The sequence below is a fragment of the Caballeronia sp. GAWG1-1 genome (genome assembly GCF_023631465.1).
In the GTDB taxonomy this organism is placed as follows: domain Bacteria; phylum Pseudomonadota; class Gammaproteobacteria; order Burkholderiales; family Burkholderiaceae; genus Caballeronia.
On sequence record NZ_JALQDB010000054.1, the window covers coordinates 13,580 to 28,814 of the forward strand.

At 54.6% G+C, this 15,235-nt stretch carries 11 protein-coding genes; 5 read left to right on the forward strand and 6 right to left on the reverse strand.

Annotated elements, in window-relative coordinates; all coding sequences use genetic code 11:
* Nucleotides 1-37: 37 nt before the first annotated feature.
* Nucleotides 38-2,323, reverse strand: a complete 2,286-nt coding sequence (locus tag NCT03_RS31300; RefSeq protein WP_284503547.1) for a polysaccharide biosynthesis tyrosine autokinase — start codon at nt 2,321-2,323, stop codon at nt 38-40.
* A gap of 501 nt (nt 2,324-2,824) precedes the next feature.
* Nucleotides 2,825-4,324: a tyrosinase family protein gene (locus tag NCT03_RS31305; protein WP_250495272.1), complete on the reverse strand. Its 1,500-nt coding sequence runs from the start codon at nt 4,322-4,324 to the stop codon at nt 2,825-2,827.
* A 522-nt stretch (nt 4,325-4,846) separates the two neighbouring features.
* Here NCT03_RS31305 and NCT03_RS31310 point away from each other — a divergent pair.
* Nucleotides 4,847-6,106: an oligosaccharide flippase family protein gene (locus NCT03_RS31310; protein WP_250468026.1), complete on the forward strand. Its 1,260-nt coding sequence runs from the start codon at nt 4,847-4,849 to the stop codon at nt 6,104-6,106.
* Between the two features lie 47 nt (nt 6,107-6,153).
* On the opposite strand, the gene NCT03_RS31315 is transcribed toward NCT03_RS31310, so the two are convergent.
* The 3 genes from NCT03_RS31315 to NCT03_RS31325 form a co-directional block, all read right to left on the reverse strand.
* Nucleotides 6,154-7,371 carry a glycosyltransferase family 4 protein gene (locus NCT03_RS31315; protein WP_250495273.1) on the reverse strand — a complete coding sequence of 406 codons (1,218 nt, stop codon included), beginning with the start codon at nt 7,369-7,371 and terminating at the stop codon, nt 6,154-6,156.
* Between the two features lie 75 nt (nt 7,372-7,446).
* Nucleotides 7,447-8,562: a glycosyltransferase family 4 protein gene (locus NCT03_RS31320; protein WP_250495274.1), complete on the reverse strand. Its 1,116-nt coding sequence runs from the start codon at nt 8,560-8,562 to the stop codon at nt 7,447-7,449.
* 62 nt (nt 8,563-8,624) lie between these two features.
* Nucleotides 8,625-8,807, reverse strand: a complete 183-nt coding sequence (locus tag NCT03_RS31325; protein WP_250495275.1) for a hypothetical protein — start codon at nt 8,805-8,807, stop codon at nt 8,625-8,627.
* 1,282 nt (nt 8,808-10,089) lie between these two features.
* Here NCT03_RS31325 and NCT03_RS31330 point away from each other — a divergent pair.
* The 3 genes from NCT03_RS31330 to NCT03_RS31340 all read left to right on the forward strand — a co-directional run bounded on the left by NCT03_RS31330 (nt 10,090) and on the right by NCT03_RS31340 (nt 12,660).
* On the forward strand, nt 10,090-10,815 hold the full coding sequence (locus NCT03_RS31330) for a Crp/Fnr family transcriptional regulator (protein ID WP_244831387.1): 726 nt from the start codon (nt 10,090-10,092) through the stop codon (nt 10,813-10,815).
* A gap of 73 nt (nt 10,816-10,888) precedes the next feature.
* Nucleotides 10,889-11,221 (forward strand): hypothetical protein, encoded by a 333-nt coding sequence (locus NCT03_RS31335; RefSeq protein WP_250468029.1) that lies wholly within the window; start codon nt 10,889-10,891, stop codon nt 11,219-11,221.
* A gap of 65 nt (nt 11,222-11,286) precedes the next feature.
* Nucleotides 11,287-12,660 carry a UDP-glucose dehydrogenase family protein gene (locus NCT03_RS31340; RefSeq protein WP_250495276.1) on the forward strand — a complete coding sequence of 458 codons (1,374 nt, stop codon included), beginning with the start codon at nt 11,287-11,289 and terminating at the stop codon, nt 12,658-12,660.
* A 68-nt stretch (nt 12,661-12,728) separates the two neighbouring features.
* Here the strand turns inward: NCT03_RS31340 and NCT03_RS31345 are convergent, their stop codons facing one another.
* Complete coding sequence (locus tag NCT03_RS31345; protein ID WP_250468031.1) at nt 12,729-13,907, reverse strand: glycosyltransferase family 4 protein; 1,179 nt, start codon at nt 13,905-13,907, stop codon at nt 12,729-12,731.
* Nucleotides 13,908-14,396: 489 nt separating this feature from the next.
* On the opposite strand from NCT03_RS31345, the gene NCT03_RS31350 reads away from it, so the two are divergent.
* Entirely contained in the window at nt 14,397-15,215 is an 819-nt protein-coding gene (locus NCT03_RS31350) for an ATP-grasp fold amidoligase family protein (RefSeq protein WP_502800448.1), read from the forward strand.
* The last annotated feature ends 20 nt before the right edge of the window (nt 15,216-15,235 follow it).

Consider the following 15,235-nt stretch of genomic DNA (forward strand, 5'->3'; position numbering starts at 1 on the left):
CATTCGCTGCAAGAAGAAACGCGATGTGCTTCGTTGCTTAGCCCGGTTGTGCCGCCGCTGCGGTGTCCGCCATGATGTAGCTATAGCTCTTGTCGCTACGGCGTATCGGAATAGCGTTGAAGACCGCGCCGAGCACGCGCGCGTCGGATCTCTCAAGCTTCTTGACCGTCTCCGAAATTTCTTTCTCACTCTGCAAGCCCGAACGCAGCACGAGTAAAGTGGCGTCGGCCTTGGTTGCAACGATAGAAGCGTCGCCCACCGCGAGCATCGGCGGCGTGTCGATGACGATCACGTCAAAGAGCGGTCTCAAGTCCCTCAATACATCATCGAACGATGTCTTCATCAAGAGCATGGCCGGATTTGCGCCGCGCGATCCGCATGACATGAATGAAAGGCCATCCACGCCTACAGAACGTACGACCGAGTGTAGATCACGATCGCCGCGCAGTACTTCATGTAGGCCGCCAGCGTTGCCTTGACCGAATAGCGATGCAAGACGTCCACGACGCATGTCGCCATCGATGAGAAGCACGCGATGACCGATCTCCGCAAGCACTGCCGCGAGATTAGCCGCGATAAAGCTCTTGCCAGCGCCTGGTGTCGGTCCGGTCAGACAGATGACTTTGTTTGGGATATGACTGAGGTCATTGAGTAGGGGCGAGCACACCTCTCTGATCGCTTCGACCGCCGGGTCTTGCGGGTATTGCGCGGCAAGCAACGCCAGATGATCGTCACGGAACGGATCAGCGCTTCTACGTTTGGACCGGTAGGGCGCCGCAATGCCAGTTGAACGCTTGCCCGGAATTCTCGATGAGCCGGAAGGCAAGGCGAGCCGTTGGGCAGCGCTCTTCGAATACATCATCTGATGCTGGCTGAAATAGACAGCACCGATGAGCGGTACGCTAAGCTCTTCGATGTATGACGGGTCAGTCACGCCAGTCATGACGTGCTTGCGGATGAAGACCGAGAACACGCCAAAGATGAGCCCGACAAACACACCGCCACCAATCACGAGAAGTCGATTAGGTTTGACCTGATGCAAAGGCGTGATGGCGTAGTCGACAATATGCGCGCCACCTGTCGAGCTCGCACGCCGCACGGAGAGCTGTTCCGACTTCTGCACCATTCCAAGGTAAATCGTTTCGGCAACTTTGGCGTCACGTTCAAGATCGAGGCTCTGGCGCTCGGAGGACGGCATCTCGGAGAAGCGCGTGTCCAGCGTCGACATTGCACGCTTGAGATCGTTGAGTTGATCGTCGATATTCACTATCCAGCGGCTGCTCGGCTGGAAGCGATTCAGAAGCTGAGTCCTCTCCATCTGCAAAGCTGCATATTGCTTTTGCAGTTCGATGCCACCTTGAAGATACGCTTGCGACTCTGCGGTCGGTTGCAATGCCTTGGCTTTGGAACGGTATTCGTTGAGCGCCAGTTCCGAGCGCTTGAGATCCGCCTTCAATCTCGGCAATTCCTGATTGATGAACTCCAACGTGGCGCTGTCCGAGCGTTGCTTCGCGGCTACCGCGGTGGCAATGTACTGATCGACAAGTGAGTTCGTCACTTGAGCCGCTTTCCAAGGATTGCTGTCGAGGAATGTAAATTCGATGACGCCCGTGTCTTTCGCCATGTCCTGCACTTGCAGCAGGTCGGTGAAACGCGCTACGGCATCGCGCGAGTTATAGCGGATCAAAGTGAAGTCGGTACCCGGGCGAGCGACGATCTTCTTGATATCGAGCGATACACCGTTGGCGCTGGCCGGCTTGCCAGCGACGCCCGCAATGAGCAATTCGCCGGAGGGACCCGAAAGCTGATAATGCCCATCAGCACCTGCCGTCAAAGTGAATTTCTCTTCTTCCAGTTCATGCGGCACGTCGAACGAAGCGACCTGCAGTTGCTCGCCACCCCACGCGAATGAGCTGAGCCCAAGCCAAGGAGACGCGGGCCTTCCCGGCGTAGCCAATTTATTTGCGAGCGACCCGATAATAGGGATCTGCTTCGGAATCACGGCGACATCAAATCGATATTTTTCGATGACCGGCTGAAGCACGGATCGGCTCGTCATAACCGCCATTTCGGCGCCAGGAGACGGGTTCATCAATACTTGCGCATCCTGATTCTGCAGGGCGATGCCAAGCGCATTGGGCTCCGTTGGATCGACTCTGACCACCGCATCGCCCTGATATTGAGGCGTGGCGAGAAATGCATACGCGACCGCGATCAATGTGACGCCAAGCGCCACCAGGAGAATTTCCTTGTAATGATCTCTCATGAGAGCCAACATGGCGCGCACAGATAACTGGCCGCGCTCGTGGCTAAAATCAGGCATATGTGTGGCGACGGAGTCTTTCACGTGTATTTCCCGGAGCGTGGAACAGGATAGAAAGCTTACGAATGCCCGGTTAAAACCGGGCCGCACTATCACAAACGCGCTACGCGTGAGCGGCGATCAATCGCAAGACGAGGCTAAGCACGGTGGAACCGCGCAAACGAAGACACGTTTGACCTTGGTTGGTCGCCGCGTCTTAGACGATCTTTCTTTCAAATTAGTGACCTTCGAAATAAAGAACTCTAAATGTCACATCAGAGTCAGGCTTTAACGCCTATCGTGCCTTTGAAGAGGCTGAACCCAATTTACCTTGGGAGAGTTTTTTGGAAATGTGGTCCTCCTCACACACGTACGGAAGCGCGCTTCGTGCAAGTTGCATTGACAAAATTTGCGCGCATACGGCAAACGCATGCCAGGCGGTTCTGAACCGGCCCAAAAAGGGATAAGTGAGGCGTCTTCATCTAAAAAAATAGAATGATAAACACGACGCCTCATAAGCATTTAATATGCATCGCCCGGTTTGCGCGAGACTGCGGGCTGAACGATAAACGGCGCGTCGTTGGTTAATTCGACGCGAACTTCGCCTACTGTCATGACCTCGCCTTTTGCCGTCTCGGACCCGTTCACGCGCACCAAGGAAACGACATACTCTCGGGTCGCGCCAGCGCCCATCTTGGCAAGCGCCTCGGTTGCGGGAAATTCAAGCTCGACGTCGCCGTGATGCGCAGCCCCGGCTATCTCGAATGGACCGAGCGTGCCAATAAAATAGGTGGATTTGGCGGTTTCGGCGTCGACCTTATCTGGCAAGTTGAGATAGACGTTATAGAAGTATCCGCCAGCAGCGCCTGCGCGCGTCAAGGCGAGTCCGTCGAAGACAATCTTGACCGACCGATAACGATTTGCAGGGACGGCTAGCGCCTGCGTTGCCGATGAGCTTTTAGCGTCCGTGGACGAGGCAATCGACGTTGCGGATAGTAAATCCTGAAGGTCTTGCGTCGAACTCGCTTCCGTCGTTACGCGAACGCTGACCGATGCTTCTCGTAGTGCCAAGCCTTTCACGCCGCCTATCGCGCGTCGTCCGGTGGCAAGCGTGCGTGCGGGTGTGGCGGCAAGGCTCACGAGTGCCGGGCGCGAGCGAAGCGGTGTGATTTGCGCCTGGACGCGAATAATGTGCGCTGCATTTGCTTGCGGCGGAAGCGCGGTAGGGCGATTGGTGTTGGCGTAATCGTAGCCAAGCGTGCGACGGTTCGAATAACAGTCGGACTTTTTGATGGTTAATCCCGTTGCATAGGTGAACGTGCCTGCCCAGTAAGCTGCAGTCGGAACAGGCATGGTTCTGCCATCAGGCAAAGCCCATGCATGCCAGAGGCGATCCACGTTTGCATGATGCAGGTAAAAGATAGGATCGCGCGGCGATTGCATTGTTGCCATGACGTTGCCAATCAGGTTGTGCACCGGATTGTGCGGCGCGGTTTCGAATTTTTCCTCGAAGGAGTTAGCAGTTCCGCGCTGAAAATTCACGGTCGTAGCGGCGAATGGCGACAGGTCCAGCGACGAGTACACATTGTTGTTTAGCCGCGGGCAGAAAAGCGGGTTGCCGCTAGCTGAATCGGTGAATTCTGGTGGGATGCTTGGTGTGTGAAACCAATCCCAGTACGGCAGCGTCAGAGCGTTGTCACCGGACACGATCCGCAACTGCTTCTCCAGGTAATAAAGATATCCGCGATGCCAAGCCAAAAAATATGGCATCTTATGCGGACAGTAATTAGCATGCACGTTCGCCCAGTACAGCCAGGAATTGGGACTGCTGGCCGTCTTGTTTGCCATCATTGTCTGCAGAGCGTTGATGAACGATCCATATTGTGGCGTCAGCTTGAATTGCTCCCATTCGAGGCGTACGTATGTCGTGGTAGCCAGCGCGTTTTGTGGAAAGGGAGCCACTAGTAGTGCGGACGCAGAGGCGCCCAGGAAAGTGCGACGATCAAGTTTAAGATACGACATCAGCGCTCCATAACGTAGTTTGCCTAAGTAATGCGGGTCCGTCGAAGCGCGATCTTGGTGCGCTTTTTCGTGTCGGAAGAGATTCAGGCAAGGGCGGGTCGGACGAGCCAAGGGCTCGATCAGCCTGCTTCGGGCGGGTGGCGACTTCGAACGTTCGCGTAGCCGAGGAATTGACGTGTTGATATGAAGTTCTACTGCATTCGATGCCGTTCTGATCGTACGGTCTCGCACACGACAAAGTCTTTTCACCGAGCTTTCGACACGAACGAATTTATACCGCTGCAGCCCCGCCCGTAAGCCCGCTTAGTAGGGCTTGAATTTTTCGAACTTGTGTTCTTAACCGGCTAAGCGCACCTTTGCAAATGACGCAGTGCGATAGTTTGAAGGACTTAATGGTCTTTCATGCGATCTTTCGAGCGCTGCTTAGCGCGGCTGTGTCTGTCGCTGTTTGCCGCACTCATCGCGTGTGCTCGCCCGTGACTGGAATGCGACACGTAAAACCCTTCACGCTCGAGTACATATATGGCTTCTTCGTTCCGGAAGAATTTTGCGGTTTTGTTGCTTCTTCAGGTATCGACCTACGCGGTTCCACTGCTCACGCTTCCCCTGCTCACCCGCGTGCTTACACCGGAGGGGTACGGGCGCCTCGCGTTTGCGCTGGCCTTCATTAATTATTTTATTGTCTTGACGAACTACGGCTTTGGCTTAACTGCTACACCGCAAATCTCCGTCAACCGCGCCAATCGCGAAGAGCGCTCTCGAGTCTTCTGGTCGACGCTTTGCGCGCAGGGTGTGGTCACGATTGGCGGCTTTACCATCTTGCTGACCCTGTCTTTCGTGTTTGACCGCCTTGCACAAGATCGCGAACTTCTCCTTCTAGGCTTTGGCCTTGCCGTTGGCGCGATGCTCACACCGACGTGGTATTTCCAGGGTATCGAAGACTTGCGCATCACCGGCGCCATTGTCTTTGCGAGTCGCGTGCTGAGCGTTCCCGCGATGTACTTGCTCGTGCACAGTCGAGACGACATCTACTGGGCAATGGGCGTCAATTCGCTCGTACCTTTGATGTCGGGTCTGACCATCATGACGTACCTTTACTTTCGTCGTGAGCTCGACTTTGTTTCCGTATCGCTGGATTCGATTGCAAAGTCCCTCAAGGACGGCTGGAGCGTCTTCCTCGCGACGGCCATCAATGAATACAGCGCGTCGAGCAACACGGTGCTGCTAGCCCTTATCTCCGGGAACGTTGCCGCCGGCTACTTCGCTGCGGGCGATAAGCTGATCCGCGCCGCCATAGGCATCATGAGCCCGCTCAAAACCGCCGCTTATCCGCGCATCAGCTATCTCATGCATCATTCGCGCGATGCGGCTTTTTCCTTCTTGAGAAAAATGCTAGCGTTCCAAGGGACGGTTGTTGCGTTGATCTCTTTGACCATCTTTACAGCCGCGCCGTTGGCGGTGAAATTGCTTTACGGTCCGCACTATCAGCCTACAGTCGACGTATTGCGTCTCATGGCGTTCGTGCCGTTCCTGTCAGGTATCGCAGATGTTTTTGGCGTGCAGACCATGCTGCCCCTTGGAATGAAGTCGCAGTTTGGGCGCGTGCTTTTGGGCGCGGCGGTTCTTAACGTTGCGCTTCTGACCGTTCTATCCACTTTCTTTGCGGAACTAGGCGCCGCAACAGCGCTTCTCACGGTGCAGGCATACGTCGCGATCGCCATGGCGACAACGCTCTATATGCAGCGAGTTCCGTTCTTTTTGAAGCAAGGCGTTCCCGAATGAAGCGGCAGGCGCCGCCTCGGCGAGATAGATTGCGCGATGGGGTTGCTTTAAGCGACGTTCTTGAGAACGGGCTTAGTCAACGCAGTTTGATAGACGTCGATATAGGCATCGACCATCGCGGCAACGCTAAAACCTTCGGCGTATTGGCGCAAGCGGTCGTGCAATGACGTGTCCTGCAAGAGCTTCACGGCATCGCGGAGTTTGTCTATAAGCGTGTGCGGCTGCTCCATATCGAAGAGAAGGTTGGAGCCCGGCTCGATTACTTCCGGAATTCCACCTGTGTTTGCAGCCACGACCGGCACGCCGTGTGAGTAAGCTTCGACCGTCACGCGTCCAAAGGGCTCATTCCATTTCGATGGCACGATGAGAATGTCGATAGCTTCCAGAAATTCGCCAGGCTTCACTTGCCCCAGGAATTCGACGCGCGGGTCGGCATAGTTCTCTTTCAGCTCCCCGAGATATTCCGCATCGCCCTTACCACCGATGGCAAGCGTCCATTCGAGCGAATGATCCGCAAGAAGCTGCTCGAACAAAACCTCAAGTCCTTTTTCCGGCGAAACGCGTCCGAGCACGCCAAGCCGTACAGGGCCGCTTTCGTACTTTGAAGCGCGCTTCATGGGAACAGCATCGTCCAGCGGAACATAACAATTGCTGATGACCTCGGTGCGCATTGCGCTTGGGAAGAAGCCATTATCGACGTGCTTCTGCAAGACAAATCTGCTTACGCCGACAGCCACGTCCACACTCGCGGATGCGGCACGCTTCGGTCCCGCATACAACGAGCACATGCCGCATTGACGCTCACAAGGCTTCGCACCGGAAAACATGGTGGACGTCGGGCACATGAGATAGTAGTCGCGAGCCGTATGCACTATAGGCACGTTGGCATTACGGGCCACGCGCCAGATGTCAATTGAGAGGCAGGAAAGGTTGCTCGTGTTGACTATGTCGGGCTTTTCCCGCGCAATGATATTTTTGAGCTTGCGCGACATGATCACGTTGTGCAGATCGATGGCGTGCCAGATGAGCTTGACGACAGACGAATGCTTCTTCGGTTTGTGTGGCCAATAAACATTGACCGAGCGAAGATGGTAGACCTTTACGCCGTTAAGTCTGCTGATCCGATCCACGCCGGCGCCTGTAGCGCAAACTACGCACACTTCCATTCCGGCCTTGACGAGACCCTCTGCAAGGAGTCGCGTCGATATCTCTGCCCCGCCGACGGAATCCGGATGATACAAAGTGTTCGCGATGAGTATTTTCACGGCATCCGCAGTAGTTGGTGTTATCGCTGATCCAGGAAGCGTTCCGCAAGTCATCTGTAATACTACGGTATTTATTTAATCCTTGGTAGGTTGCGTCTTTAAGTAAAGCGCACTTTCGTGGCGTTCGCCATAGAGAATTTGCGCAAGCGCATACGCAGCGCGGTCCCACCTGAACTGGTTGGCTCGCGCGTATCCGCGTTGACGATGCCACTCGCGGACATCGTGTTGTGTGGTCATCACTTCGATCTTCGCAGCAATATCAGTGGCTGAAAGCGGATCACAGTACATGGCCGCGTCGCCACAGACCTCGGGAAGCGAAGCTTCCGAAGACGTAATGACCGGACACCCGCAGCGCATGGCCTCTAGCGGCGGAAGTCCGTAACCCTCGTACAGAGATGGGAAAACGAGGCAGGCAGCGCTTCCATACAGCGCCTTCAATTCGCCGTCCGATACAAAACCTGCCCAAGTCACCTTATCTGATTGCGCGACGCGCTGCACGTCCTGTGCGGCGAAAACACGCGGATTTGCTCCTCCCGCCACGACGAACTTGATATCGGATTTTTTTTCGAGCAGCTTCGTAGCATCGAGCACGCGCTGCAGATTCTTGCGAGGATCCAGGCTCCCGACTAGAACGCAGAATTTCCCTTTCTCAAGTGATAGACGAGTGAGAATAGCCGGATCAGGCTCTATGCGATCCATGTGATCCGCGCCGGGACGAATGACCTCGACATGCGATTCCGCTAAGCCTAGATGGTGGCAAATGCGCCGTTTCGAGAAGTCCGATACGGTGAGAATCAGTCTGGTCTGCTTAGCGAGAACTGAAAACTTGAATCGGTACCAAAAAGAAAACTTCTTCGAGAATGCTTGAGGGACGTCATAAACCGCCATATCGTGAATCATCACCAGTTGGCGACGTTTGAGCAACGGCCCGGTATTGCACAAGCTGATCAGTGTGTCCTGTGCCGACTCGAGCGGTAAAACGACTTGCTCCCACAGGTTTCCCTTTAGCAGCTGCGGCAAACGCCCCTTGCGGCTGGCTAGTCCAAGGTCTTTAGCGTCGGGTGGCACCACGAGCGGCAGATCGCTCGGAGTCGAAGCCTGCGCCTGCAACGCCCGCGTCAATTCAAATGCAACGCGTTGCACGCCTGTGATGCGTTGAGATGCAAATTTGCCATTAATGGTAAACCCCATGGACCCCCCGTAAATACTGCGAATTATTCCGGTGCGTACCGGCTACGGTGTGGTACGCAGGCTTATCGTTCGGCCACGGGAATTTGTGAACCTGCATTTGTCAGACGTTCCAATTCGGCCGTCTCAGCTACTTCAATTAAAAGCCGTAAGTCCGATACGAGAACGGCGGACGACCGCATGTTCAAGGCATCAGCGGTGTTAATCGACTTCCTAATTCGCTCCAGCGCAAATTGCACTGCTTTCATGGAAAGCTCTCCGAGGAAGATACCCATTGCTCAACGACGAGGAAGGCGAGTCCCGGACAAAATAGTCCGAGATGGAGGAGCCCAGCCCAGCGACACGTGCAGTCGACGTCAGTGGTGCACGCGCATTGGTGTGATGAAGACACACAGGAAGTTTTTCTTGCCGCTATATTTGGCTCTGTGCGGGAAAACACTGACGTACATGCCGTACAAAAAAGCAAGCACTAAGAATCGTTTTGTTTCAAAATTGAAAAACGTTGCCGCTTTTTAGATCGTACGTTCACTCTTTAATGACTCCGCGCTTTACCTTTACGCTTGGCGAAATCCCCTGATAAAATCGGCTTCATCCTTACATGTGCTTGACATCTTAAAATTGGTGGTCCCAACTAACGTTTTCGCGCAAAGGTTTGCGCGTAATTCATCAGATGGAAAGCATGTAGCTCGATCAAGCACGTCGGCCAATTAGTCTGATGAATGCGGCAGAGCGTATTTGTTGTTTTTTGTTGTAAGCAGACTCGATTTCCGCCAGCTAACTGGGCACCTAATACCTGAGTACTTGATCGCATAAAGCACTTTGCAGCTGGCACGCGTTTTATCGTACTCCTCATTGGTTGAACAAGACTTTTTTCGTTTTGATGGAATGTGAGCATTGAAATTTCGAGCGCTTTGGACTTTCGTGCCCTAGACCACATTGAACCTCGTAAGCAATCTACGATAGTTAGTAGGCCTAGGACCTGTTCTCTGGAGGTGCATTCGACTGATACGCAGCATTCGACAACATCTTTAGAGCAAAGTAGGGCGCCGCTCGTCTAAGGACGATCATGCGGAAAGTCAACAGCCCTATTGGACAACGCGTCGGTGCGAACGCTCCACCGTGTGTCCGCCGTCCCGCAAGTACGAGATGCCGACGGTCTCCCTACAGAGGCACGCGGTTGGCCAATCTCGACTTGAAGGGATTTGGACTACGAACCTTCGTTCACGGAGTCGTCTATGTGGATCATCGACCGAGCGCGCGCATTCTTCGCTCTCATCGCTCGTGCGGCTTCAGTTGTCTGGGTGTTGTGCACATTTGTTTTTTTGGTCGTTCTCATGTCGCTTTTCAGCAAGTTGGAGCAGCGATCGGAAAGGTTGTCGAAATTCCGCCAAGACCGGAAGAATCGACATCCGATGGGTGCAAACCCCTCCACCGTGCCCGCTAGCGGAAAGCTACGAGATTCGAACGAATAGCTGATTCACCTTCTAGAGCGCGTGTTGTTACGCGCCCCAAAAAAACGAGAGCGAGTTTATGCTGAATCTTCAATCGGATCTGCACGGAAATCACTTGTTGCGAGCGTTGCCACTGGAAGAATGGCAGGCGCTCGCGCCCGATCTCGAGATCATCGAGTTGCGAGCGGGACAGGTGCTTTGCAATGCACATGACTCGTTTCTTCATGTGTACTTTCCGGCGTCCGCGGTCATCTCTCTGTCACATGCGTTGGACGGCAATTGCTCGGTCGAGATTGCAACGGTAGGGCGTGAAGGCATGGTTGGCGTGCCCGTATTAACGGAAGGCGACACCATGCCCACGATGGTCACAGTGGAATGCAGCGGCACCGCGTACCGCATGGACGCGCATCTGCTGCGCGAACACTTGCAGCGCTCGCGGCTCCTTGATCGTCTTTCCATGCTTTATATCCATGCGTTCTTCACGCAGATCGCGCAGAACGCGGCATGCAATCGGTATCACTCGCTAAGCAGTCAACTCTGTCGATGGCTTCTGGTCGGGCTCGACCGGGCTTCATCGAATCAATTGCGCGTCACGCAGCAGCATATCGCCGACTTGCTGGGGGTGCGTCGCGAAGGCGTCACCGAAGCAGTCGGGAGATTGCACTCGCACGGCGTCGTGTATCAGACGCGCGGCTGCATTCGCGTTCTTGATCGCAAGGCGCTCGAAGCGCGTGCTTGCGAATGCTACGGTCTTATCAAGGCAGAGTTCAATCGCTTGCTACCAGCGACGATCACGACCCCGTAAAGAGAATGAGCTTGTCGCTTGCAAAAGAGCAGGTGCATCAACGAGCTTCAGACACCGAACAGGAGATGCTGCGATGGCCCGTGTGCTCATTCTCAATCTTGCTGCGTCATCGACGGACACCGCCGACAACGATCTAACCATGCCGGTCGAGATACGGAACGAAGCGGGATCGGTAATAAAGCGCGTGATACTCGCGAGGGCGTGGCCAACGAGAGTCGAATTGCCGGACGACTTCGAAACGCGTGGTGTTCCAGCCGATGAGGCAAAGCCGCCTAGCGGCCTGGCCGTAATCATCGTCGCAACAAAAACATACGGCGGTCAAGAAGCACAGCGTCGGCTCATGCTCATTGGTCGCTTTAGCCAGCATACCGTCGATTTCATGCTCGACGTCTCAAGAAGTGGTTAGTAAGGCCTTTTGACCGTCGTGCCGCTTAGACGGTCCCTTTTAACTTTTCTATTGTGAGCGGGCTTATGAAAGTAACCGTCGTTGGTACGGGCTATGTCGGCCTTGTTACAGGCGCATGCCTGGCCGAAGTGGGCAACAGCGTTCTTTGCATGGATGTCGACCAAGAAAAAATTGATTTGCTTAACCGGGGCGGCATTCCCATTCACGAGCCAGGACTCAAGGAGCTGATTCAGGGCAACGTGAAGGCAGGACGAATCAGCTTCACGACGAGCGTCGCCAAGGCGGTAGAGCACGGAGACGTACAGTTCATTTGCGTAGGTACGCCACCTGATGAAGATGGTTCCGCAGACCTTCAATACGTATTAGCGGCTGCCGAGCAGATTGGCAAGTACGCGCAAGGTTTCAAGACGATCGTCGACAAGTCGACTGTTCCGGTCGGCACAGCAGATAGAGTCACCGACACCGTGCGAAAAGCGCTTGATGCCAGGGGCGTAAATCATCAATTCTCGGTCGTGTCTAATCCTGAGTTTCTGAAGGAAGGCGCAGCCGTTGTCGACTTCATGCGCCCGGACCGGATCGTACTTGGCTGCGCGTCCGATACCTCGGGCGAACGCGCGCGCGCCATGCTCACGCGTCTTTATGCGCCATTCAATCGGAACCACGAACGTACGATGTATATGGACGTGCGCTCTGCCGAATTCACGAAGTACGCTGCTAATGCAATGCTTGCGACGCGTATCTCGTTCATGAACGAGTTGGCGAATCTCGCCGACATGGTGGGCGCGGACATCGAGGCAGTGCGGCGTGGCATAGGATCGGACCCGCGCATCGGCTACGATTTTCTTTATGCAGGTTGCGGCTACGGTGGCTCGTGTTTCCCTAAGGATGTGCGTGCATTGATTCAAACAGCGCATGAGTATGGCCGCGATCTGCAGATACTGAACTCGGTGGAGTCGGTGAACCATGCGCAAAAGGACGTGCTTGTCAGCAAGGTCTGCGCGCGGCTTGGTGAGGATCTGACGGGGAAAACACTTGCGGTTTGGGGGCTGGCCTTCAAGCCAAACACCGACGACATGCGCGAAGCACCGAGCCGCAGGTTGATTGCCGAATTGCTCAAGCGAGGCGCGACTGTTCGTGCATACGATCCAGTTTCTTCGGATGAGGCGCAACGGGTGTTCGCGCTCGACTTGGCAGACGACCCTTCGTACGGCGCAAGGCTTAAATTTTGTAGCAACCAGTATGAAGGTGTGAAGGACGCCGACGCGCTTGTAATCGTCACCGAATGGAAAGCGTTCAAGAGCCCCGATATCGCAGCGCTGCATGCTGGTTTGAAGAAGCCGTTAATCTTCGATGGGCGCAACTTGTTCGATCCCGAGAATATGGCGGAGCTGGGCTTTGTCTACGAGGCCATCGGTCGGCCCACGGTTGAGCCAAAGTAATCGCTAAAAGATAAAGGCGTTGCGGGTTGATTACTCGCAACGCCTTTTTTCGCATCCGAGGTGTTCGGTCACACTTGCGACTCGGTCACCGCTACATTGCTTCGACTTGGTACAGGAGCCACTTCTTTTTCGGCACGGAAACGAGCAAGCCTGACTTCGATGAACGCCGAGAACGACGCCTTGAATTTTTCGGTCGAAAATCTTTCGGCATTCTCGCGGCATGCGCGCGGATCGAACAGATGCGCGTTGCGCTCAAAGCGCTCGATGGCATCGATAAGCGACTCACACGTTGGCTCCTTGAAGAAGAGGCCTGTGGGGCGTTCGCGTGGCAGGCCGATCACCGTCTCCAGTGCGCCGCCTTTGCCGAACGTGACGACCGGCGTGCCGCATGCTTGGGCTTCTATGATCGATATGCCGAAGTCCTCCTCGGCCGCATACACGAAAGCGCGCGCGCGCTGCATGTGGTCACGCAAGACTTCGAATGACTGATAGCCGAGGATCTCGACGTTCGGACCTGCGGACGCACGAATCTTATGCATGTCAGGACCGTCCCCGATCACGACAAGACGCCGCTCCGGCGTGCGGGAAAACGCCTTTACGATAAGGTCTATGCGCTTGTACGGTACAAGTCGCGATGCGGTCAAATAGAAGTCGTCTTTCTGTGTTCGCATGGGAAGTGAACGCACATCGACCGGAGGATAAATCACAGTCGAGTCACGTTGGTATGCCTTCCTGATACGGCGCGCGATGAAGTGCGAATTGGCGATCAGATAATCCACGCCGTTGGTCGAGCGTGCGTCCCATACGCGAATATAGTGCAGCAAAAGCCGCGCCATGACCGACTTCAACCCCTTGGTCAGGCCTGCTTCGTTGAGATATTGATGCTGCAGGTCCCAGGCATAGCGAACCGGCGAGTGAACATAGCTGACATGAAGCTGATCCGGCCCGGTAATTACTCCCTTGGCAACCGCGTAAGAGCTGGAAATGATGAGATCGTAGCTTGAAAGATCGAGCTGCTCGATTGCTATAGGCATTAGCGCCAGATAAGACCTGTAGCGCTTTTTTGCAAAGGGCATTTTTTGAATGAAGGACGGGTGTACTTTGCAATCCTTGACGCAGGCGCGGTCTTTAAGAAAGTCAACGATGGTGTAAATCTCGGCACCTGGAAAGCACTCGATAATTTGCTGCAGAACTTTTTCCGCGCCTCCAGACACCACGAGCCAATCATGGACAATCGCAATTTTCACGGTTTTCCCTCGTTTAGAGAAACGAATGAGGAGACTTTCTTAGGCTTAAGGCCTTATGGTCCTAGGTAGAAATCCCAATTTTTGTGGTGTACCTAACACTTCGATGGCCGCCAACGAATTGCAAGGGAATCCTCAAAATAGGTGAAATTGTTTCGGGCGTTTTGCCCTGCCGCGTATATCGTTTCCAGTAAAGAATGACCGGACGTCGTGCTTAAAAACGCAGATCGTACGTCTGTTGGTTAGCGCACAACGTCGAGCATTCGAGCTGTTCATACTGTGGTCAACCAATCGAAAGTTTCGAGAGTTCTTCCTTGCATGATCGTGCATTCACAAGACGAGGTCACCGAGTAAGGTGACGCAGTGACTTGTGGGCTCGAATGGATAAATCACAGCAAGCGCTAAATAGAAATTCTTAAGGAGAGAGGGAACTCGCTTCCGAGGAGACTGTTCAACGGTGCAAAGGGGTGGCTCCCTGATACCGCGTATCTCATGCTCTACCATCGTCACAAGGTGGGACGTTTTCCCAACGTGCGCGCTCCCGAGACGTTCAACGAGAAGATTCTTTACCGGTGTCTTTTTCCGGACCCCCGGTATGCGGACCTTGCGGACAAGCTCAACGTGCGCGACTACGTTCAGCGCAAGGTCGGTGAGCAATACCTGACCGAGATAATCGCCACACCAGAGAGGTTCACCCGCGAGGAGTTCGATTCTCTGCCGATAAGCTTTGTGATGAAGGCGAATCACGGTAGTGGATTCGTCAAGCTCGTTCGCGACAAGGCCGAGACGTCCTTCGAGGAGCTCGACGCGCTTGCGCGCGAATGGCTGATCACCGACTTCTATCGCATAGCGCGGGAGCGTCACTATCGGACCATCAAGCCGCGCATTTTCTTCGAAGAGCTTTTACTCGATTCCAGCGGTGCCGTTCCTGCTGACATCAAGATCCATTGCTTTTTTAACGGAAGAGACAGCCAGCCCACGATTTACATTGCGCTCATTTCGGACCGGTTTGGCGAGCATCCACGTGGCGACATGTATGACGGGAACTGGAACCGGCTCGATATTGCGATCGGCCACTATCCGCGTAGTGAGGTTGCGGCACCGCGACCGCAGTGCTTTGACGAGTTGATCTCGGTCGCCGTTAGCCTTGCGGAAGGCTTCGAATATGTACGCGTAGATCTTTACGCACCGGACGATCGAATCCTCTTCGGCGAGTTGACCTTCACGCCGGGTGCAGGCGTGTTTCCCATGCATCCGGATATAGTCGATTATGAGTGGGGGAGGTTGATGGAGGTTAAGGGGGTGGGTTAGATTGGTCGCTTATGCCTTTG